This window comes from Providencia sp. 2.29, assembly GCF_015832305.1.
Lineage (GTDB): Bacteria > Pseudomonadota > Gammaproteobacteria > Enterobacterales > Enterobacteriaceae > Providencia > Providencia stuartii.
This window is the reverse complement of sequence record NZ_CP065420.1, coordinates 2,455,735-2,478,843: the sequence shown is the minus strand read 5'-3', so window position 1 is coordinate 2,478,843 and position 23,109 is coordinate 2,455,735. Positions and strand designations below refer to the sequence as shown.

Below are 23,109 nucleotides of genomic sequence, written 5' to 3'. Positions count from 1 at the left end.
TCACATGGCTATGATTATTACACGTAACCAATCAAGTTGTCTCATAATTTTATTTTTTATAAGAAATAAATATTCATTGACTAGTCATAATTACCAGATTTTTTTAGCTATCCAGTATTTTATTGACCTAAAACTAAGATTTTCACTGCGAATTCCATTTACTGTTTAAGAATCGAGATCAATTATGGATCAAGAAGGTTATTTTCAGTAGGTTATTAGAACTCCATAGAACTGTTTTCGGCTAAAAATAGGACTTTTCTATCTAAGATGGTTAATTTTTAGCAAATTTAACAAATACAAAATTACTTTGGCTTTGAAAAGGGAACATTATGCGTATTGGTATACCTAGAGAACGACTTGCCAATGAAGCTCGTGTTGCTGCTACACCCTCGACGGTGACTCAACTGATTAAGTTAGGTTTCAGTGTCTGTATCGAAAGTGAAGCAGGACATTTAGCGAGTTTTGAGGATGCGGCTTATGAGCAGTCGGGGGCTGAGATTGTTGATCGTGACACCGCTTATTCAGCCGATATTGTTTTTAAAGTCAATGCACCACTAGACGATGAAATTGGATTACTGAAAGAAGGTGCAACGCTGGTGAGTTTTATCTGGCCAGCGCAAAATGCTGAATTGATGGATGCCTTAAAAGCAAGAAACATCAATGTATTCGCTATGGATGCAGTGCCGCGGATTTCCCGTGCGCAATCATTAGATGCCTTAAGTTCAATGGCAAATATCGCAGGTTATCGTGCAATTGTCGAAGCTGCTCATGAATTTGGTCGTTTTTTTACTGGTCAAATTACAGCAGCCGGTAAGGTACCGCCAGCGAAAGTGATGGTCATTGGTGCTGGGGTTGCTGGGCTGGCGGCAATCGGTGCTGCTGGTAGCTTGGGAGCGGTTGTACGTGCATTTGATACGCGTCCAGAAGTTAAAGAGCAAGTGCAAAGTATGGGGGCCGAATTCCTTGAGTTAGATTTCAAAGAGGAAGCAGGCAGCGGCGATGGCTATGCGAAAGTCATGTCCGAAGCGTTTATTAAGGCGGAAATGGCTTTATTTGCTGCACAAGCTAAAGAAGTCGACATTATCGTCACTACCGCACTTATTCCTGGGCGTCCAGCACCTAAATTAATTACCAAAGAGATGGTTGAGTCAATGAAACCCGGTAGTGTGATTGTTGACTTAGCGGCGCAAACAGGGGGGAACTGTGAGTTAACCCAAGCGGATAAATTGGTTGTGACTGATAATGGTGTCAAAATTATTGGTTATACCGATTTACCAAGCCGTCTACCGACTCAATCATCGCAATTGTATGGCACAAACCTTGTTAACTTGATGAAGTTACTGTGCAAAGAGAAGAATGGCGAAATCAATATTGATTTTGATGACGTTGTGATCCGCGGTGTTACCGTTATTAAACAAGGTGAAATCACGTGGCCTGCTCCCCCCATTCAAGTATCTGCTCAGCCGCAGGCGAAGCCTCAAGTGGCGGAAAAAGAAAAAGCGCCTGAGAAGAAGAAAATGTCGCCTGTAGTTAAGTATGGCTTAATGGCATTAGCGATCATTCTATTCGGTTGGTTTGCAAACTCAGCGCCAAAAGAGTTCTTATCACACTTTACGGTATTTGCTCTCGCTTGCGTTGTCGGTTATTACGTTGTGTGGAACGTAACACATGCGTTGCATACACCATTGATGTCTGTCACCAATGCAATTTCAGGCATTATTGTTGTCGGTGCAGTATTGCAAATAGGCTCGGGAGGATGGGTTAGTTTCTTATCTTTCATTGCCATATTGATTGCAAGTATCAATATATTCGGTGGGTTTACTGTTACCCAGCGTATGTTAAAAATGTTTCGTAAAGGATAAGGGGTAACGTATGTTGTCGAGTGGAATTGTAACGGCAGCTTATATTGTTGCTGCTATCCTATTTATATTCAGCCTAGCAGGGTTATCACGCCATGAAAGCTCTCAGCGTGGTAATACTTATGGTATTGCAGGTATGGCGATTGCTTTACTGGCTACCATCTTTGGCCCAGATAGTGCCAATATTGGCTGGATGATTGTTGCGATGGTCATTGGTGCAGTGATTGGTATTCGTCTGGCCAAAAAAGTTGAAATGACCGAAATGCCAGAATTGGTCGCTATTTTACATAGCTTTGTTGGTCTAGCGGCTGTTTTGGTTGGTTTTAATAGTTTTATTGCCAGTGAAGGTCATGCAGACGCGGTGATGGAAAATATCCATCTGACGGAAGTGTTCTTAGGCATATTTATTGGTGCGGTCACCTTCACAGGATCTGTGGTGGCTTATGGGAAATTGTCCGGTAAGATCTCATCGAAACCGATGATGCTACCTAATCGCCACAAACTAAACTTAGCGGCGCTTGTTGTCTCATTTGTGTTATTGCTGATCTTTGTTAAAACAAATAGTGTTGGTTTACAAGTCTTTGCCATGCTGATCATGACGGTTATTGCTTTGGCATTTGGCTGGCACTTAGTTGCTTCGATTGGTGGTGCAGATATGCCAGTTGTTGTGTCAATGCTGAACTCATATTCAGGTTGGGCAGCCGCTGCGGCAGGTTTTATGTTGAGTAATGACTTGCTCATCGTGACAGGAGCACTGGTCGGTTCGTCGGGTGCTATCCTCTCTTATATTATGTGTAAAGCTATGAACCGCTCCTTTATCAGTGTTATTGCTGGAGGCTTTGGTACAGATGGCTCCTCAACGGGTAATGAAGAGGAGATGGGCGAATACCGTGAAACAACGGCGGAAGAAGTGGCAGAATTATTGAAAAATTCAACCTCTGTCATTATTACTCCAGGTTATGGATTGGCGGTTGCTCAAGCACAATATCCTGTTCACGATATTACGGCTAAGTTGCGTGAGAGAGGCATCAATGTGCGTTTCGGTATCCACCCTGTAGCAGGGCGCTTACCTGGGCACATGAACGTCTTATTAGCTGAAGCAAAAGTACCTTATGACATAGTACTGGAAATGGATGAAATTAATGATGATTTCTCTGATACCGATACAGTATTGGTTATTGGTGCGAACGATACTGTTAACCCTGCGGCACAAGAGGATCCAAATAGTCCAATTGCCGGCATGCCAGTGTTGGAGGTTTGGAAAGCAAACAATGTGATTGTATTTAAGCGTTCAATGAATACCGGCTATGCAGGTGTACAAAATCCATTGTTTTTCAAAGAAAACACGCAGATGTTATTTGGTGATGCAAAAGCCAGCGTTGATGCGATTTTAAAAGCACTTTAATATACTAACCTCAAAAGCTCTGTAGGCAACTACAGGGCTTTTTTATGGGTAAAAATGGGTTGTATAAGAAACTATCTTATTAAAAATTCAGTCTATCTCATTATGTTGTGCATTAGTTTCATTTTAATTTTAAAACCGGAGAATAGAAAATAGCCGTCATTTTATCGTCCACATGATGCTATTTTATTCACTTTAATCATAACGAGGAGGCCAATATTATGGCTCTCAACTGTGTAAATAAGGCTTCCTCACGATTACCAATGGATTTGTTTCAGGATTGGACATTGATAATGGGTTAGCATTGGGAATTAAATAACGTATTACAGTGAGTCGACGAGGGGGGAGCCGTTAATATCTCTGCTGAAGGTAAATTAGAGATATTTTCAATTAGATAGTTTTTATATTACCCAATATACAAATTTTATGAGTAATACTGCTGGCAAAAATAGTGGGGATACTAATTTTTGCGCATTGAAGCACTGAATGTGTATTCATTTATCGCAAAAGCGCTGAGTTACCTACAGCGCTTTTGCCACTTTAAAATAAATCTACTTAAGGTTGAGCGATAAAATTAATCATCATCAACTGTGATTGGGCAAACGAAACCATCAGGCTTAATCGCTAATAGGTCACATTTCAATTTGTCGATAACATGTTCTGCTGTATTCCCAAGAAAAGCTGCGGAAATCCCAGTTCTGCCTAATATACCTAGGACAACGACGCCGGCATGTAACTCCTCACAGATTTCAGGGATGATTTTCTCAGGTAACCCTTCACGGACGTGAGTGTATTTTTCATCAATCGAAAATTTCTGGCGTAATTCCTTCATGGCAATGAGATGTTGCCCACGTAGTGCATTGTTATAAAGGCTTGGGTCGAAATCAGGTAGTTCTATTGCAATATTCATTGGCGCAATAGGGTATGCGCTGACCAAATGAATTTCCTGATCTTTCACAATACGTGTTGCTAAATCCTTCGTTTTCTCAACCAACTTAATATTGAGGTCATCATGATAGGATTCTTCATTTGATAAATTGACGGCCACAACAACCGAACCATGATCTGGCCAGACTTTATCTTTAACCATCCATACAGGAGAAGGGCATTTTCTTAAAAGGTGCCAGTCCAGCGGCGTAAAAATAATCGACTCAAAGTTATCTGTTTGATGAGCCATTTTCAGAAGCAGGTCGTGTTCACCACTAATCACTTCCTGAATGATGGCTTCGTAAGGTTTATTATGCCAAATCACTTTAATTTCTATCTCAATACCTGCTTCCAGATAGAAATGCGCTTGTTGTTTAATCCAAGCAGCCTTTTGATTAATGACACCCTTACGCATTGCATCACGCTCTTCAGGTGATAGCAACGTGGTCATATCATAAGAGAGATCATAGATAGGTAAGAATGCTTTAATCCGTCCACCATTACGTTGCACTATGTAGACAGCACGTCGTAATGCTGGTTGATCATCCTGATTTGGGTCAATTGCAACTAGGAGATTTCTATAGTTTGCCATATTAAAATCCTCATAACGGCTGGACATTCCCTACTAAAGATAAACTAAGGTATTGAGGAAAAATAGGCAAGATTTGATGAAAAATAATAATGATGGGTCACAAAATAGTGACCCACCGAGAATTATGAACAAGAGACAGTGGAGACTTTACCTGCAATATCAGTCAGTTTTTCCATATCTTCAATAGTGATATATTTGCCTTTAACACTTAACATGCCGCTTTTTTGGAAACGTCCTAAAAGTCGACTAATCGTTTCAACGGTAAGGCCTAAATAGTTACCAATATCACCACGAGTCATCGTTAAGCGGAATTCTCTTGGAGAGAAGCCGCGCTCTGCAAAGCGATGAGACAGGTTAAGAATAAATGCAGCTAAACGTTCTTCCGCATTTTTCTTAGACAATAAAAGGATCATTTCTTGATCGCCTTTTATTTCGCCGCTCATCAAACGCATGATTTGTTGGCGTAGATTAGGCATCTTACCTGACAAATCATCGAGAGTTTCGAATGGGATTTCACAAACCATTGATGTTTCAAGAGCTTGTGCAAAACTTGGGTGCTGTGTATGTATAATTGCATCAAAACCAACCAGGTCACCAGCAAGATGGAAGCCTGTAATTTGCTCGTCACCTTCTTCAGTGATGGTGTAACTTTTGATTGTTCCTGAGCGAATGGCATACAAAGAACGTAATTCATCGCCGGCTTTAAACAGCGCCTGACCCTTTTGAATCGGTTTTTTACGTTCAATGATATTATCAAGTTGATCCAGTTCATGTTCATTCAGTGTGAAGGGAATGCACAGTTGGCTAATACTGCAGTCCTGACAATGAATAGCACAACCACCAGACTGGATGCGACGAACAACTCTTTTTTCTGGGATCATATTAAATGCTCAATACAAGTTAAAATTATTGATATGAGTCAATTTTAACATAAGATAATGCAACTGATAAGTAGAAATATAAAACAGAAGTATCTCAAATAGAAAAGCGTATAAAAACAAAGTAGTTAATCAAATTACATAGTTCATTATAACATCATGATATTCCTTATTTAACTTAAATAACCATTAAGTTAAGTAAAAAATTCTTTAATAGATAAAAGGGGTTATCTATTAAATATCTATTTAAAAGATATATTTTGATAAATTTAAAAATTAACATTAGTTATAATATTTAAACAATAATGCAATATTCGACTTAAAAATGAAAACTTCAGAGGAGCATCAAATGGTAAATAATCCATTAAATATTCCCAATACGATGAAAGTAATAAATATCGCGGAGCACGGTGGAGCAGAAAAACTGCAAATAATTGAACAACCATTGCCCGTACTATCAGAGGGTTATTTATTGGTTAAAGTTGAGGCTGCTGGTGTTAATCGCCCTGATGTTCTTCAACGTATGGGGGCTTATCCGCCACCTCCAGATGCCTCACCTATTTTAGGGCTTGAAGTCGCAGGAACCATTGTTGCAAAAGCAGACGATGTTCAACAATGGCAGATTGGAGATAATATTTGTGCGTTAGTTGCTGGAGGTGGTTACGCCGAATATTGTCTGGTACATCAAGATATTGCATTACCATTAGGTCACTTATCATTTGTTGAGGGAGCGGCTATACCTGAAAACTTTTTTACTGTTTGGGCGAATGTTTTTCAGATTGGTAAATTGAAAAAGGGTGAAACAGTGCTCATTCATGGTGGAACATCCGGTATTGGATCCGTTGCTATCATGTTAGCAAAAGCATTTGGTGCCACGGTGATCACAACAGTCGGCTCAGCAGAAAAGGTAGAAGTCGCAAAATCATTAGGGGCGGACTGTATAATTAATTACCGAAACGATGATTTTGTTCAACACACTCTTTATTACACGCGTTCTCAAGGGGTTGATATGGTTGTTGATATTGTTGGTGGTGATTATGTGGATAAAAATTATCAAGTCGCTGCAAAATTCGGGCGGATCATTCAAATAGGAATGATGAAAGGTAACCCTAAGAGCCTCAATTTAATGCCTTTAATGATTAAACGTTTGATTCACACAGGGTCAACCATGCGTTCACGTACCGTTGCCGAAAAATCCAGCATCGCCGCAGAGTTAAAGCAGCACGTTTGGGGGATGTTGCAAAAAGGTGAATTAAAACCTTTTATTAACAAAACCTATCCGTTAGACCAAGTGGCTGATGCTCATCGCCATATGGAATCTGGCGATCTTTACGGAAAAATAGTGTTAATTAACAAATAATTATTTTCCTATTGAGATTTATTGAGTCATGAAGATTTAATTTTTTCATGACCCATTGGCTTGCTCATTTATAACAAATTGTTTACATTTTCAAGTGGTTTTAGCGTAAATATCTCTTTACAGCAGACTAATTTTCGAAATTTTGTTCCTGCGCACAAATCCGATTGAAATAAATACGAGTTTATTAATATTTTAACAATTATGGATTATACCTATAGCTAAGTTGGCACATTAACGGCTTGCCTATCAATAAATAACCCAAAGATAATAAAGATAACAAGATCATTAATATATTGTTGTCTTTTAAAGATATGCATCCGTTATATCACTTTCCAATGATAGTAGTTACTTAAATCAAATATGCCATTAAAAGCATGGGCATGATTTAAAGGTGTAGTGATAATGACAAATTTTAATAACTCAAAAATGAATGTAGATGCTTTATTTCTAGGACCGAAATCTGAAAATGCAGTATTTTTCAGAGAGATGATGGAATATGCGGTAACGGAACATATGCATTGGCGTTCAGGCTACCACCCAGAAGACCCTGAATATGTGACAACGGTCGATCGTTATGCACCGGAATATAGGGATACTTTATATCGAACAGAAGGTATTTTAAATCAACTCTCTTCTAAGTTAAAAACAACATCAATCCCATGGTTTTCTCCTCGTTATATGGGCCACATGAACGCGGATACCTTAATGATATCGAATCTCGCGTACGTTATGGCAATGATGTACAACCCAAATAACTGTGCCCAAGAGTCTTCCCCCACCACAACAGTACTCGAGCTAGAAGCAGGGTTAGACCTGTGTGCAATGTTTGGTTATGACACTAATCAGTCATGGGGGCATATTACTTCAGGCGGCACTGTCGCTAATTATGAGGGGTTGTGGGTTGCTCGAAATATTAAAACGTTACCTTTGGCAATAGCTAAGCATCCTCAGGCTCGACAATTACTAAAAGAGGATAGTGAGAAAGCGTTGCTGAATATGCCGACCTCTGCTGTTTTAGATCTTATCGATGATTTAAAGAAACAAGGATTATTTGAAGAAGTCAGAGAAATGACTTGTCGTGGTGAAGGGGTAGAACAAGGGAAATTAGGTAAGCTATTAGTCCCGCAATCTAAACATTACTCTTGGATGAAAGCGATGGATATTTTGGGGTTAGGACAACAAAATATCGTACAGCTCCCCGTCGATGCCAGTTATCGCACTGATACTGAGCAAATGAGACAAATTGTGTTTTCATTGATTGAACAAGGTGAGCCTATTTTAGCCGTAGTAGCTGTTGTAGGAACAACGGAAACGGGCGCGATTGATAATGTCGCAAAACTGATTGAATTGCGCAGAGAGTGCGAAGCGCGTTTTGGTGTCTCGTTTTATATTCATATCGATGCCGCTTATGCAGGCTATGCCTGTGCCATGTTCCGTGATGAGAATAATCAATTCCTTGATTATGATGTTTTGATTAAACGTTACCATCAGGAAGGTATTTTCCCCTCCGATGTTGTTTGGCCAAAGCCAGAGGTTTATCAAAGCTTCAAGGCATTACAAGAAGCGGACTCTATTACGGTTGATCCTCATAAAGTGGGCTTTATTCCTTATGCGGCAGGAGCAATCTGCATGAAGGATAAACGTATTGTTGATCTCATTTCTTATCATGCCGCTTATGTGTTTGAAGAAGTTGCAGAAAAAGGGCGTAAAGCAGAAAAGCAACAAAACGTATTATTAGGCTCTTCAATCATGGAAGGGTCAAAAGCTGGAGCCACGGCGGCGGCGGTCTGGGCGGCCCATCGGTTAGTTCCGCTAAATATTCTCGGTTACGGAAAAGTGATAGCAGCAGGAATAACCACAGCGAATTGGATCATTGAAAGTATCAATACCTGTGAGGCATTTGAAATCGAAGATAGAAAATTCGAAATTATTGCGCTGCCATCGCCTGATTTCCACATGGTCAACTTCATGTTTAAGGAAGTCGGTAATCAATCATTAGAAAAGCAGAATCAACTGAATAAGCGCCTTTATGAGTTGTGCTCATATGCCGCAGGCCGCTCTTATACGAATGACTTTTTAACTTCCTCAACATCCTTAACCTCGGAAGAGTACGGTGATAATCCACGAAATTTCTGTCGTGAGGCTGGCTTTAGTGATCAAGAGTGGGATAAGACTCAGTCATTATATGTATTAAGAGCCGCGATCATGACACATTGCTTACGGGATAAGCAGCATTTCACCGATTTTTGGCAAGAGTTGAAAAATATCTTTGAAGGCAAGTTGCAACAGCTTATAGATGAAGAAAATAAATTAAATCATTCAAAACAAAAAATAACGCTATAAACTTCTTGGCTAGGATCTCAATATGAAAAATCGCACACTTGGCAGTATTTTTATTGTTGCTGGCACTACGATTGGTGCTGGTATGCTTGCAATGCCGATAGCGGCAGCAGGTAATGGCTCCACGATAAGTTTAGCAATGTTGTTCGTGCTTTGGGCATTGATGTGTTACACCGCATTATTACTTGTCGAAGTCTATCAACATGAGTCCTCAGAAACGGGTATCGGCTCTGTTGCTCAGCGCTACTTAGGCTCAGGCGGTAAATTTATTACCGGTTTTAGTATGATGTTCCTGATGTACGCACTAACGGCGGCTTATGTTAGTGGTGCAGGGGAAATTATTACCTCCAACTTAAAAAGCAGTTTTGCTATTGAGATGGCTGATTGGATGGGGATTGTTATTTTTACGGTGATTGGTGGTGGTGTTGTGTGCTTTGGAACATCATCCGTTGATTTTATTAACCGTATTTTATTCGCAGCAAAAATTGTTTTTCTAGTCATTATCTTAGTATTAATGATGCCACATGTTGAGCAGCAAAATTTATTGTCTGCACCAACAGAGAAAGTCTTGATCCTCTCGGCTATTCCTGTGTTTTTTACCTCATTTGGTTTCCATGGCAGTGTGCCAAGTGTTGTGAAATATATGGGCGGTGATGTGAAAAAATTACGGATAATATTTATTATCGGTAGTGCTATCCCATTAGTTGCCTATATTTTATGGCAGATTGCTACGTTAGGTAGCATTAACCCTACAACCTTTGTCGGCATTCTTGCAGAAAATTCAGGATTAAATGGCTTACTGGATGCTATCCGCAATGTTGTGATGTCGGAAAGAACCCAGTTTATTGCTCAGATGTTTATGAGTTTAGCGCTCGCCACCTCGTTTCTCGGTGTTGCTTTAGGGCTATTTGATTTCTTAGCGGATTTATTTAAGCGCCAAGATAATATGGAGGGCCGCCTGCAAACAGGATTATTAACTTTCTTGCCACCATTAGTCTTTGCGCTGTTTTATCCGAAAGGATTTGTCATGGCATTAGGTTTTGCGGCGATTGCATTATCTATTCTTGCACTATTGTTACCTAGCGCGATGGCATTTAAATCAAGATTGTGTAATAAGCGTAAATATCAAGTTACCGGTGGCACACCTGCACTATTTATCGTGTTCTTGTGTGGTATTGTGGTGATCGGTGTTCAATTGGCAATTGCCTTCAAAATACTGCCAAACGTAGGGTAATTGACCTTTTCATTCAAATCAATAAAGCCAATCACGGACTCAACGGATTGGCTTTTTTTATTTCACGTCGATCATTGCTAATGCTTTTTTATCGATGGCATTTTATTAGTACCTCAATAAGAATAATTATCATTAGCATTTTATGCAAAAAACAGATATATCTAAACTGGTAATCTTCAAAAAATCCACTATTATATTAGATATATCGGTTTTTAAGACCTAAAGGGGTTCTGAGAGTATTAATGAATAATGAACAACAAGCGGAACCGTGCCTTTGTGATGGTAAAAGCTTAAGCCGTATGTTTAACCCAAAACAGTTGCGTGTCTACATTCTGCATCTCTTGGCTGATGGGTCAAACTATGGTTATGAATTGATAAAAAAGATAGGGCAGGAAACGGCGGGTTTTTACTGCCCAAGCCCTGGTGTGATTTATCCAACATTAACATTACTAGAAGAGTTGGGGCTGATCACCGCGTATAAGGAACAAGGAAAAGGGCGTAAGTGTTATTCGCTGACACCTGAAGGAAAATGTTTTCTATTATTGAAAGCTGATATTTTAGCGGAAGTTCAGCTAAAACTCAGTTATGCACAAGAGCTTACGGCTGGCAACCAATTTGCCAAAGAAATAGAGCTTGCTGTTGATAGATTTAAATCATTGCTGCGACACAACATTGTTTTGCAGGAATTGACTAAGGAACAATCAATGCGAGTTGTTGAAATTATCAACAGTGCTGTTGAACGTATTGAACAAGTCAACTCGGTATTGACAGTAGAAGGGCACGAACATGGCTAAAACCAATGATATTATTCAGGCAAAAGAGTCTTCATATATGAAAGATAACGTAAAGACATCACCTAATATACCATCTAACGAAAGTACGGAATCGGCCGAGGTAAAACCAGAGGCTGCATTAGATAAAAAATTTAAAGAGGTTGTTTGCCCAAAAGTACCGACATCTTATTTTAAACGAGCTAAACGCCAGCGTACTAAATAATAAAATAGGTTATTTTGCTGATTTATTATTCATGGTAAAACTTTTTGCACTTTAATTCGCTATTTTAGTGGAAAAAGGCCATGAAAATAAAAAATAGACCTATTTTACCAAAACATTTTTCTGTTCTTAATGAACGGTCATAGTAAAACGCTGTTTATGGATTACATAATTATCATGTAATCCCCTAATAACCTTGGCTATTAGGGGATTGATTTAATTACAGGTTGAGTAGCGCCTGTATTTTTTCTATTTCATCGATCCACTGTTGTTGAAGCAGTGGTTTTTGATGAGCTAATTTACGTTGCCTATCTGCGTGTAATTTATCTTCAAGTAACAATAACTTTTCCAACAATTCATCTTCATAAACAGTCGATTGAGAAGCGGCTTCGTCTATATGGGGTGAAGCTACTTTTTCGTTAATTACGCTGTTATTTTGAATATGCGATTGTTGCTCGATTTGTTGGTAAACCTCCTCGACGTCAAGATACTCCTCTAATCGATTATTATTGATATACCAAAAACGCTGGCAACTCGTTTCAATTAACCATTTATCATGGCTAACCACCAGCAAAGCGCCTGCAAATTGTGATATTTGCTCACTCAGTGCTTCTTTACCTTCAAGATCAAGGTGGTTGGTGGGTTCATCTAGCATCACTAGCTCATATTGCGCCAAGCTCAAGCCAATAAATAACAACCGTGCTCGTTCGCCGCCACTGAGTGTTGCCACTTTTTGTTGGTGGCGAGTATAAGGAAAACCTGCACCAATCAATGCCATTTTGCGTTGTTCATCGACTAAATTAGCAAAAGGCCGTAAAGCATCAGATAAACTGTCATTATCATTGAGTTGCTCAAGTTGCTGGTCGTAATAACCCGCATTAATCGATGGATGAAACTTTAATTGCTCACTGTATCGTTCATCTGCTTTAAAACGTTGCCACAATAAACGTAATAAAGTGGATTTACCGCAGCCATTGGCACCAATAATGGCAATACGATCACCACTTTTGACTTGATGAAAACCTGTTGTGAAAAGCAATTTCTCATCGGGAGTCTTAATGTTGGCATGATCTAATTCAAGGACTCTATCTGCGGGGATCGATTTGCCATTTAGCGCTAATTTCCATTGATAGCCTTCAGTCAGCTCAGTTTGCGCCTCCTTGAGTCTATCGATATGTTTTTCCATCTGTTTTGCTTTACGAGAAAGGTCTTCGTTATCATAAACTTGACCCCATATAGCTAAACGTTTGGCACTTACCGCAATGCGATCAATCTCCTTTTGCTCCGCTTGATGGCGTTTTTCATCAGCGACATCTTTTTGGCTCAGTGCATGACGTGCAGATGAGCATGGGAGCCGGAAGAAATGTAGCGTTTTATCTCGCAATATCCATGTGCAGTTAGTCACTTTATCAAGCAGATTTTGATCGTGAGAAACTAAAACGAAGCTGCCTTTCCAGTTTTGCAAAAAGTTACCTAACCAAATCAATGTGGGAAGGTCAAGATGGTTACTTGGCTCATCCAATAGCATCAGATCGGGTTGTTGAATTAATGCTCTACCTAAAAGTAATCGGGTATGCTGCCCGCCACTAATTTGATTGGCTTTTTGTGCCCATTGTTTCTCAGTGAACCCTAAATCAGTCAGTAAAACTTCCGCTCGCCAACGCTCAGAAAGACGCTCTTGAGCAGGGAGTTGCTGCATAACTGCATCAATTAAACTCAAATGCGCTACCTCTTCGGGTAGGTGCTGTTCAATATAAGCGGTTACACACTGATTTGCATAAGTAATACTGCCACTGTTAGGTGATAACTGACCAGTCAAAAGCTTCAATAATGTACTTTTGCCACTTCCGTTATGTCCAATCAGACCAATACGACCGCCACTTTGTAGCGTGAAGGTAATATCACTCAATAAAGAGGTTGTAGAAGTATCATAATTTAATGATTTTACAGATAATAAAGTGCTCATAGCTTACTCAATTTTTAGGCATGACAATGCCAGGGTATAGTCAGGACGACAACCCAGTAAGCTGAGGAAGGTATCTTTTGGGAGCTTCGCTCAGGCAGGGTTATCGCAGTATATAACTGTGAAAGCCTGAGCTTTGGCGATTACCAAAGAAGTGTGAATAGTCAATAAGATCACACAACATCATAATAAGCCTCCTTTTTTCTAGTGTTGAACAATATCGCTATCATAACAAACCTAGCAACTTTCTATCAATCGCAATGATGTATTGTGTTTAGGTATTGTTATAAATGATTCTAATGGCATTAAAAGTGTCATGAATAAAACTGCTAGTGGCTGTGGTGAGTAATAATTTTGGAGTAAAATCAAGATGTAAACATATAGGAAACGCCAAAATGAATGTAGAAATAAAACCAGCCACAATTAAAGATGCCGCTTTGATTTTAGATATGATCATCGAATTAGCGGAATATGAAAAAGCACGTCATGAAGTTAAAGCATCTGTCACCGATATAGAAAACTCATTATTTGGTGAAAATTCAAATACAGAGGCTTTAATTTGCTATGTGGACGGTAAACCTGCTGGTTATGCGGTCTTTTTTTCTAGTTACTCGACTTGGTTAGGTAATAATGGGATCTACTTGGAAGATTTATATGTTTCCCCTGATTATCGAGGAGCGGGTGCGGGTAAAAAATTATTAAAGCATATTGCAATGATTGCCAGTGAAAGGAAATGCCAGCGTTTGGAATGGAGTGTTTTAGACTGGAATCAACCTGCAATTGATTTTTATAAAAGTATTGGTGCTAAACCCCAAGATGAATGGGTTCGTTACCGTATGGATGAACAAACAATTGCTGAATTTATAAGTTAAATACCTAATAAGTTAATTTTATAACAAAATAATGCTAACAAACTTTTTTGTTAGCATTATTTTTTTGTTTTTTAATAAATCTTAAGCAATAAGTGCCAATAAACTCTTTTTAACTTTTGAATATGGTATTTTGTGATATATGTGCTATTTTACTTAAGGTTAAAAGGGATAAAATAGAATTAAATTAAAGGGATAGAGAACAGGCAAGTAACTTAATCTAAAAAGGAATATTGTATTGAGATGTTAAGTTGAAAATGTGCGTTAGTCAGTTTTTATTTTCTTGGTTTTATTATTTTTTAGTGTGACTAAATAAGATGGGCAATACTAAACAATTGAATTAAAAATTAGCTATTTTCTTTCACATAAAGAAAAGAGAAGGGATGGTATGAAAATAAATAAACGAAAGATCATTTTTTATGTCGCTATTATTTTAATTATTGCAGCAGGTGGTTTTTATTATTGGAGTATGAATTCTAGCAGTTTACCCGCAGGTTTCGCTCAAAGTAATGGTCGTATAGAAGCAACCGAAATTGATATTGCAACCAAAACGGCAGGGCGGATCGATACTATTACGGTGAGAGAAGGTGATTTTGTCAAGGAAGGTCAGGTTCTTGCCAAAATGGATACCAGAGCACTGCAAGAACAGCTTCACGAAGTACAAGCTCAATTACGTCAAGCAATTAGTAATGTATCAACAGCAGAATCAGGTTTAGTGCAACGTGAAAGTGAAAAGTTAGCCGCACAAGCGGTTGTTCGTCAACGTGAAGCAGAACTTGATGCGGCACAGAAACGACTTAACCGTTCTCGTGCATTAGTAAGAACCAAAGCGGTTTCTCAACAACAGGTTGATGATGACACCGCACAGGTACAAGGCGCAAAAGCCGCGCTGCAAGCGGCTAAAGCTCAGGTTGCAGCCTCTCTTGCGGCAATTGATTCTGCAAAAGCGGGCGTTGTTCAAGCAAAAACGCGCGTTGATGCAGCGACTGCAACTGAAAGACGTATTATTGCTGATTTAGATGATAGTGTGCTTAAAGCGCCGCGTAACGGTCGTATTCAATACCGTGTTGCTGAACCTGGTGAAGTATTAGGGGCCGGTGGTCGAGTATTAAATATGGTTGACCTCAGCGATGTTTATATGACCTTCTTTTTACCTACAGAAGATGCTGGAAAAGTGGCATTAGGCAGTGATGTGCATATTGTCTTAGATGCAGCCCCTAATATTGTGATACCTGCGAAAGCGACTTTCGTTGCCAGTGTTGCACAATTCACACCAAAAACCGTTGAAACGCAAAACGAACGTTTGAAATTAATGTTCCGTGTTCGCGCACGAATTTCACCAGAGCTACTGGAAAAGAACCTCGAATATGTCAAAACTGGTTTACCTGGCAAAGCTTATGTTCGTTTAGATCCTAATGCCCAATGGCCAACTGACCTTGAGGTGAGATTACCACAATGACCCATAATTTGATGGATGATGTGATAGTAGATTTAAGCCATGTCAGCCAACATTACGGTGATAATTGTGCGTTGGATGACATTACTTTATCAATTCCAGCAAGGAAAATGGTTGGTTTAATTGGCCCTGATGGTGTGGGGAAATCAAGCCTAATTTCATTGATTGCCGGTGCAAGAGAGATCCAGCAAGGGAAAGTTATCGTTCTTGGCGGTGATATGGCAGATAAAGAACATCGCCGAGAAGTCTGCCCTAAAATTGCTTATATGCCCCAAGGATTAGGGAAAAACTTATACCACACGCTTTCAGTCTATGAAAACGTCGATTTCTTTGGGCGTCTATTTGGGCAATCCAAAGAAGAGCGCCAGTATCGTATCGACGATTTACTCGAAAGCACGGGGTTGGCTCCATTCAAAGATAGGCCCGCAGGGAAGCTTTCAGGGGGGATGAAACAGAAACTGGGGCTTTGTTGTGCGCTAATTCATGACCCTGATTTACTGATCCTTGATGAACCAACCACAGGGGTTGACCCATTGTCACGGGCACAATTTTGGGATTTGATCGAACGTATTCGCGAACGACAAACCAATATGAGTGTGTTGGTGGCCACTGCTTATATGGAAGAAGCGGAGCGTTTTGATTGGCTGGTTGCGATGGATGATGGCAAGGTCATGGCAACAGGACATGCCTCTGAACTGAAAGCACAAACACAGTGCGATGATCTTGAAGCTGCATTTATTGCGTTACTGCCAGAAGAGAAGCGTAGCGGTCATAAAAAAGTGGTTATCCCGCCTCGTGATACCTCAGACGATGATGTGATAGCGATTGAAGCGCAAGATCTAACCATGCGTTTTGGTCAATTTGTGGCGGTCGACCATGTTAATTTTAAAATACCGAAAGGTGAAATATTTGGCTTTTTGGGATCTAACGGATGCGGTAAGTCCACAACGATGAAGATGTTGACTGGGCTATTGCAAGCGAGCGAAGGGCAAGCATGGTTATTTGGGCAAGAAATTGACCCAAAAGATATTGAAACGCGCAAACGCGTTGGTTATATGTCACAAGCATTTTCCCTCTATAGCGAATTGAGTGTCGAACAAAACTTAGTTTTGCACGCTAAGCTATTTCATATCGCGGAAGATCAAATTAAGCAGCGCATTGATGAGATGTGCCAGCGTTTTGATTTAGATGATGTGCGAGATACGATGCCCGATGATTTACCGTTAGGTATTCGTCAACGCTTATCGCTAGCCGTTGCCGTTATTCATCGCCCCGAAATGTTGATCCTTGATGAGCCTACATCAGGGGTAGACCCTGTGGCGCGAGACATGTTCTGGAATTTAATGGTTGACCTTTCAAGGCGTGACGGTGTCACTATTTTTATTTCTACCCACTTTATGAATGAAGCGGAGCGCTGTGACCGTATTTCCTTGATGCATGCAGGGAAGGTACTTGATTGTGATACTCCTGATAATCTGATCAAAAAGCGCGGATTAGACACGCTGGAAGCTACTTTTATCGCCTATCTACAAGATGCTGTGGGAGAAGCCGGAGCGACCAAGGATACAGCCCCTGAATTTCATGTTGACCCTGAGCTTAAAAAACAGACGGATGAAGCGCTGAAAAGCCGTTTCAGTTTCCGTCGATTATTTAGTTATAGTATTCGGGAAGGGATGGAGTTACGGCGCGACCCAGTACGTTCGACACTCGCACTACTGGGTACGGTGATCCTCATGTTTATCATGGGCTATGGGATCAGTATGGATGTGGAAAATTTACGTTTTGCAGTACTTGACCGTGACCAGACAGGTTTAAGCCAAGGTTATACCCTAAATTTGGCAGGCTCTCGCTATTTTATCGAGCAGCCTCCCATTAAGGATTATGATGAACTGGAAACCGCGCTGCGTAGCGGTAAAGTATCTGTCGCCATTGAAATTCCCCCTAATTTTGCGCGTGATGTAGCAAAAGGGCATGCGGTGAAAATTGGCGTATGGGTTGATGGCGCAATGCCTAATCGTGCTGAAACTGTTCGTGGTTATGTACAAGCGATGCATCTCGCTTGGTTAAGCACCATGGCTGCTAAGCAACCTGTTGGTGTGGCGGGAATGCCTGTCATCGACATTCAAACCCGTTATCGCTATAACCCCGATGTAAAAAGTTTACCTGCGATTGTTCCCGCAGTGATTCCTCTGTTGCTGATGATGATCCCAGCGATGTTAAGTGCACTCAGTGTGGTTCGCGAAAAAGAGCTAGGATCAATGATTAACCTTTATGTAACCCCGATCACCAAATTGGAGTTTTTATTAGGTAAACAGCTTCCTTATATTTTATTAGGCATGTTTAACTTTGTGATGCTCTGCGCGTTGAGTGTATTTGTTTTTGGCGTTAGCTTTAAAGGGAGTTTTCTGACCTTAACACTTGCAGCTTTTCTCTATATTACTATCGCAACAGGAATGGGCTTGCTGATCTCTTGCTTTATGAAGAGTCAAATCGCCGCTATTTTTGGTACCGCAATTATTACACTGATCCCGGCTACTCAATTTTCAGGCATGATTGACCCTGTCTCTTCACTTGAAGGGATTGGTCGTTGGGTTGGTATGGTTTATCCAACATCGCACTTTTTGACAATAACACGCGGTACTTTCTCTAAAGGACTGAACTTGTTTGATTTGCAAGCGTCATTTATTCCGCTATTGATTACTATCCCTATCGTGATAGGCCTCAGTGTTATTTTCCTGAAAAAACAGGAGTCCTAACTGATGATACGTAAGTTACAAAACATATTTCATTTAGGTGTCAAAGAGCTGCGTAGTTTAGGGCGTGATAAGGCGATGATGGCGCTTATTGTTTTTGCTTTTACGGTGTCGATTTATTCATCGGCAACAGTGACGCCAGGCTCTTTGCATCACGCACCGATTGCGGTTGCTGATCAGGATAAATCACAGTTATCGAACCGTATTATCAATAGTTTTTATGCACCTTATTTTAAGACGCCGGCGGATGTAACTCCCGAACAGATTGATGGCCTTCTTGACCGAGGTACTTATACTTTTGCTTTAGATATTCCACCTAATTTTCAGAAGGATGTACTGGCCGGTCGCCATCCAGAAATCCAAGTGAATATTGATGCAACACGTATGAGCCAAGCGTTTTTAGGTAATAGCTACATTCAAAATATCACTTTAGGTGAAGTGAATGAGTTTCTTGCTAAGTACCGTAGTGATGCGAGTTTACCTGTAGATCTTGAAGTTCGTATGCGTTTTAACCCCAACTTAACGCAATCATGGTTTGGGTCGGTAATGGCAATCATTAATAACATTACTATGCTTTCGATAGTGTTAACGGGCGCTGCGCTAATTCGCGAACGAGAACACGGTACGGTTGAGCATTTAATGGTGATGCCACTAACTCCATTTGAAATCATGCTATCTAAGATTTGGTCAATGGGATTAGTGGTTTTGGTTGCCTCGGCAGTATCGCTTCTGCTGGTGGTTAAAACCTTGCTACAAGTGCCGATCGAGGGGTCTATACTGCTATTTATGTGTGGTGTGGCATTAAGCTTATTTGCGACCACATCAATTGGTATCTTTATGGGTACGCTAGCTCGTTCAATGCCTCAGTTTGGGCTATTGATGATCCTTGTTCTATTACCGTTAAATATGCTTTCAGGAGGTATGACCGCACGTGAAAGTATGCCTCAGTTAGTTCAAGACATTATGCTGACGATGCCGACAACACATTTTGTGAGCCTTGCACAAGCGATTCTATATCGAGGAGCAGGATTCCAGATCGTTTGGCCTCAGTTTATTGTCTTATTAATTATCGGTATCGTCTTCTTTTCATTCGCATTAATGCGGTTTCGTAAAACCATTGCAACCATGGCATAACACCTTGCTGTTGCAATTATGTCAAAAAACGCTTGCTGAATTGTTCAGTAAGCGTTGTAATGTAGTGCCTATCAATTCAAAAATTATTGCAAGGCTGTACCTATCAAATCGATAGTATTAACTGATTGGAAAAAAAGGCTGTAAACCAGTAACTTAATAATCAACCAAACAGGAGAACGTAAAATGTCTTTAATTAATACTCAAATCAAACCATTTAAAAATCAAGCTTTTAAAGACGGTAAGTTTATCGAAGTCACCGAAAAAGATGTGGCTGGAAAATGGAGTGTATTCTTCTTCTATCCAGCAGACTTTACTTTCGTTTGCCCAACTGAACTTGGTGACGTCGCTGACCATTACGAAGAATTCCAAAAAATGGGCGTTGAAATCTATTCAGTTTCAACTGATACCCACTTTACTCACAAAGCATGGCACGAAAGTTCAGAAACTATCGGTAAAATCAAATACACCATGATCGGTGACCCAACAGGTGAACTGACTCGTAATTTCGAAAATATGCGTGAAGCAGAAGGTTTGGCTGACCGTGGTACTTTCGTTGTTGACCCACAAGGTATCATCCAAGCTATCGAAATCACAGCAGAAGGCATTGGCCGTGATGCTTCTGATCTGCTACGTAAAGTTAAAGCTGCACAGTATGTTGCTAGCCACCCAGGCGAAGTATGCCCTGCTAAATGGAAAGAAGGTGAAGCAACTCTGTCTCCATCTTTAGATTTGGTTGGCAAAATCTAATCGAAAACTTTATTTCGAAAGTAGAAAGTAAAAACATACTGATGTTATCGGGTGCTATGCACCCGATTTTATGACCAAGGGGATCATATGCTCGATAACAATATGCAAGCGCAATTGAAAGCGTATTTAGAAAAATTGACTAAACCTGTTGAGTTAGTCGCTAATTTAGATAGCAGTAATAAATCAAATGAAATAAAACAGCTTCTAAACCAAATTGCTGCGCTTTCAGACAAGATTACTGTTCGTGAAGTACAAGATAATACTCAAAGAGTACCATCATTTTTAATTACTAACCCTGGTGTTGATAGTGGATTGCGTTTTGCAGGTTCACCACTAGGCCATGAATTTACATCGCTTGTGCTTGCATTGTTGCAAATTGGTGGTCACCCATCTAAAGAAGCACAAGAGTTATTAGATCAAGTGAAGGCCCTTGAAGGGGAATTCCATTTTGAAACCTATTATTCATTATCGTGCCATAACTGCCCAGATGTTGTGCAAGCACTGAATTTAATGGCAGTATTAAATCCAAATGTCACACATACAGCGATTGATGGTGCGCTGTTTCAAAATGAAATTGAAGAACGTAATGTGATGGGGGTTCCCGCTGTTTTCTTAAATGGAAAAGAGTTCGGCCAAGGGCGCATGACATTAAGTGAGATCATTAATAAGGTTGACACGAATGCTGACGCGCGTGCCGCTAAAGCATTAACGGAACGTGAACCATTTGAAGTACTCATCATCGGTAGTGGACCTGCTGGGGCATCCGCAGCGGTTTATACTGCACGTAAAGGTATTCGCACTGGTGTGATCGGTGAGCGTTTTGGTGGCCAAGTTATGGATACCGTTGATATCGAAAACTACATTTCTGTACTCAAAACAGAAGGGGCGATATTTGCGGGAGCACTGAAGAACCACGTTGATGACTACAATGTTGATGTGATTGATGGTCAGTCAGTGACTAAGTTAATTCCAGCAACAGAAGAAGGTGGTTACCACCAAATCGAAACAGCTTCCGGCGGAGTAATGAAGTCACGGAGTATCATTATTGCGACAGGTGCCCGTTGGCGTAACATGGGAGTACCTGGGGAGCAAGAGTATCGCACGAAAGGCGTTACATTCTGCCCACACTGTGATGGTCCGTTGTTTAAAGGCAAACGCGTTGCTGTGATTGGTGGAGGTAACTCAGGTATTGAAGCGGCTATTGACTTAGCGGGTATTGTTGAACATGTGACAGTATTGGAATTCGCGCCTGAATTGAAGGCGGATTCAGTACTACAAGATAAAGCACGTAGCCTGAAAAATGTTGACATTATCGTTAATGCTCAAACATTGGAAGTGAAGGGCGATGGTAGCAAGATGACGGGTCTTGAATATAAAGACCGTACTGATGATAGTGTACATTTATTAGAAGTTGCAGGCGCATTTGTACAAATTGGCCTGTTGCCAAATACCAATTGGTTAGGTGATACCGTTGCACGTAACCGTATAGGCGAAATTGAGGTGGATGCACGTGGCGAAACAAATGTGAAAGGTGTGTTCGCTGCGGGTGACTGTACTACTGTACCTTATAAACAGATCATTATTTCAGCCGGTGAAGGTGCAAAAGCCGCACTTAGCGCATTTGACTACCTAATCCGCACCAGTACAACCTACTGAATAATTGTTAATTCAGTAGGTTGTACCCAAAGGCACTCGGGGGCGAGTGCCTTTTTTTGTGCATATGATTAAGTCGTGCCGAGATTATTTTAACCGCCTTAGTGAGTGATATTTAAACTAAATCAGTCAGCAAAGATAAAGGAATGTATGCGAGTGAGATTCATTCCATGTACTTAAGGTAAATTTAAGGTTGAGACTATGCACTGATATTCGTTAATGATAAATGGAATTATTATGTTTGATGGCCTTGGTTATGTTATTGCGATCGGTGCGGTGATCTTAATTACTTTATGTATACAAACCAACGAAAGCGATATTAGCTTTTTAACGTGCATGGCTGAAATGCTCGGCGTGATAACCACCATTAAAAACGGCAGTCTGTTATTTATCCTGTCTAATTAGGGGGCACGCAAAGCGGCAAGCTCTTACAGGTGATAACAATCATGTGGGAAAGTGGGGATAGGCATTATTTTTGATTGGCTGACCGGCAAGCGTACACCTGCGTACAAGCTTACTGGTTAGATTTGAACTACGCTCAACAAAAGAAAACCAATCTTAAACGCAAGCAAAAACCCAAAAAAGAGGGCGATTACATCGAGGGTGCGGCAGAATTTAATATTACGTTGGCTGAGGGGCGAGCCAACCTTTACCCTGAAATACCCGTCACGGTAACTGGCTTTAAACCGACCATTGATTGTCACCAGTGGGGTGATTAGCCGAGTGACACACACCATTGATGGGAACGGGTTTATTGCCCATTTAGAACTGGAAATATCGCTAAAAGGAATAGAAATAATTGGATAGTTTATTTTACTAAGCTATCCAAATTTTAAATGAAAATGATATCTTCTGATTTAGCAAGGAAACATCTAGATTTATTTGTTAAATTTGATTTTTCGCTGTTACTTTCATTATTATTGGAATTGAGTATTTTAAAGCTTAACTC

General features: G+C 40.3%; 16 protein-coding genes and 1 pseudogene. 14 read left to right on the top strand and 3 right to left on the bottom strand.

Annotated elements, in window-relative coordinates; translation table 11 throughout:
- The first annotated feature begins 329 nt into the window (after window positions 1–329).
- The gene (gene pntA, locus I3B46_RS11395; RefSeq protein ID WP_004919579.1) at window positions 330–1,862 is read left to right on the top strand and encodes a Re/Si-specific NAD(P)(+) transhydrogenase subunit alpha; all 1,533 of its coding nucleotides are present in this window, start codon (window positions 330–332) and stop codon (window positions 1,860–1,862) included.
- A 13-nt stretch (window positions 1,863–1,875) separates the two neighbouring features.
- The gene (pntB, locus tag I3B46_RS11390) at window positions 1,876–3,264 is read left to right on the top strand and encodes a Re/Si-specific NAD(P)(+) transhydrogenase subunit beta (protein ID WP_014658317.1); all 1,389 of its coding nucleotides are present in this window, start codon (window positions 1,876–1,878) and stop codon (window positions 3,262–3,264) included.
- A gap of 571 nt (window positions 3,265–3,835) precedes the next feature.
- Here the strand turns inward: pntB and uspE are convergent.
- Together uspE and I3B46_RS11380 are read right to left on the bottom strand one after the other, a co-directional pair.
- On the bottom strand, window positions 3,836–4,780 hold the full coding sequence (uspE, locus tag I3B46_RS11385; protein ID WP_014658318.1) for a universal stress protein UspE: 945 nt from the start codon (window positions 4,778–4,780) through the stop codon (window positions 3,836–3,838).
- 122 nt (window positions 4,781–4,902) lie between these two features.
- Entirely contained in the window at window positions 4,903–5,661 is a 759-nt protein-coding gene (locus tag I3B46_RS11380) for an FNR family transcription factor (RefSeq protein WP_004919586.1), read from the bottom strand.
- 346 nt (window positions 5,662–6,007) lie between these two features.
- On the opposite strand from I3B46_RS11380, the gene I3B46_RS11375 reads away from it, so the two are divergent.
- The 5 genes from I3B46_RS11375 to I3B46_RS11355 all read left to right on the top strand — a co-directional run bounded on the left by I3B46_RS11375 (window position 6,008) and on the right by I3B46_RS11355 (window position 11,588).
- Entirely contained in the window at window positions 6,008–7,018 is a 1,011-nt protein-coding gene (locus tag I3B46_RS11375; RefSeq protein WP_104873469.1) for an NAD(P)H-quinone oxidoreductase, read from the top strand.
- Between the two features lie 402 nt (window positions 7,019–7,420).
- A complete protein-coding gene (locus tag I3B46_RS11370; RefSeq protein ID WP_014658320.1) occupies window positions 7,421–9,361 on the top strand; it encodes a pyridoxal phosphate-dependent decarboxylase family protein in 1,941 nt (646 codons plus the stop codon).
- 82 nt (window positions 9,362–9,443) lie between these two features.
- Window positions 9,444–10,592 carry a tyrosine transporter TyrP gene (tyrP, locus tag I3B46_RS11365; protein ID WP_306463368.1) on the top strand — a complete coding sequence of 383 codons (1,149 nt, stop codon included), beginning with the start codon at window positions 9,444–9,446 and terminating at the stop codon, window positions 10,590–10,592.
- 242 nt (window positions 10,593–10,834) lie between these two features.
- A complete protein-coding gene (locus I3B46_RS11360) occupies window positions 10,835–11,386 on the top strand; it encodes a PadR family transcriptional regulator (RefSeq protein WP_004919595.1) in 552 nt (183 codons plus the stop codon).
- A complete protein-coding gene (locus I3B46_RS11355; RefSeq protein ID WP_004919597.1) occupies window positions 11,379–11,588 on the top strand; it encodes a hypothetical protein in 210 nt (69 codons plus the stop codon). The genes I3B46_RS11360 and I3B46_RS11355 overlap by 8 nt, the downstream gene beginning before the upstream one ends.
- Before the next feature lie 217 nt (window positions 11,589–11,805).
- Here the strand turns inward: I3B46_RS11355 and I3B46_RS11350 are convergent, their stop codons facing one another.
- The gene (locus I3B46_RS11350; protein WP_104873471.1) at window positions 11,806–13,551 is read right to left on the bottom strand and encodes an ABC-F family ATP-binding cassette domain-containing protein; all 1,746 of its coding nucleotides are present in this window, start codon (window positions 13,549–13,551) and stop codon (window positions 11,806–11,808) included.
- Window positions 13,552–13,943: 392 nt separating this feature from the next.
- Between I3B46_RS11350 and I3B46_RS11345 the strand changes: the two genes are divergently transcribed.
- From I3B46_RS11345 to I3B46_RS11315, 7 genes and pseudogenes are all read left to right on the top strand, one after another.
- The gene (locus I3B46_RS11345; protein WP_036940170.1) at window positions 13,944–14,420 is read left to right on the top strand and encodes a GNAT family N-acetyltransferase; all 477 of its coding nucleotides are present in this window, start codon (window positions 13,944–13,946) and stop codon (window positions 14,418–14,420) included.
- A 385-nt stretch (window positions 14,421–14,805) separates the two neighbouring features.
- A complete protein-coding gene (locus I3B46_RS11340; RefSeq protein WP_004919603.1) occupies window positions 14,806–15,876 on the top strand; it encodes an HlyD family secretion protein in 1,071 nt (356 codons plus the stop codon).
- The gene (gene rbbA / locus I3B46_RS11335) at window positions 15,873–18,629 is read left to right on the top strand and encodes a ribosome-associated ATPase/putative transporter RbbA (RefSeq protein WP_014658323.1); all 2,757 of its coding nucleotides are present in this window, start codon (window positions 15,873–15,875) and stop codon (window positions 18,627–18,629) included. The genes I3B46_RS11340 and rbbA overlap by 4 nt, the downstream gene beginning before the upstream one ends.
- Before the next feature lie 6 nt (window positions 18,630–18,635).
- On the top strand, window positions 18,636–19,760 hold the full coding sequence (locus I3B46_RS11330) for an ABC transporter permease (protein WP_169342274.1): 1,125 nt from the start codon (window positions 18,636–18,638) through the stop codon (window positions 19,758–19,760).
- A 183-nt stretch (window positions 19,761–19,943) separates the two neighbouring features.
- Entirely contained in the window at window positions 19,944–20,507 is a 564-nt protein-coding gene (gene ahpC / locus I3B46_RS11325) for an alkyl hydroperoxide reductase subunit C (protein WP_004919611.1), read from the top strand.
- A gap of 87 nt (window positions 20,508–20,594) precedes the next feature.
- A complete protein-coding gene (gene ahpF / locus I3B46_RS11320) occupies window positions 20,595–22,163 on the top strand; it encodes an alkyl hydroperoxide reductase subunit F (protein ID WP_104873473.1) in 1,569 nt (522 codons plus the stop codon).
- Between the two features lie 297 nt (window positions 22,164–22,460).
- A pseudogene (locus I3B46_RS11315) lies at window positions 22,461–22,967 on the top strand (phage late control D family protein); the annotation flags it as partial.
- Window positions 22,968–23,109 lie beyond the last annotated feature (142 nt).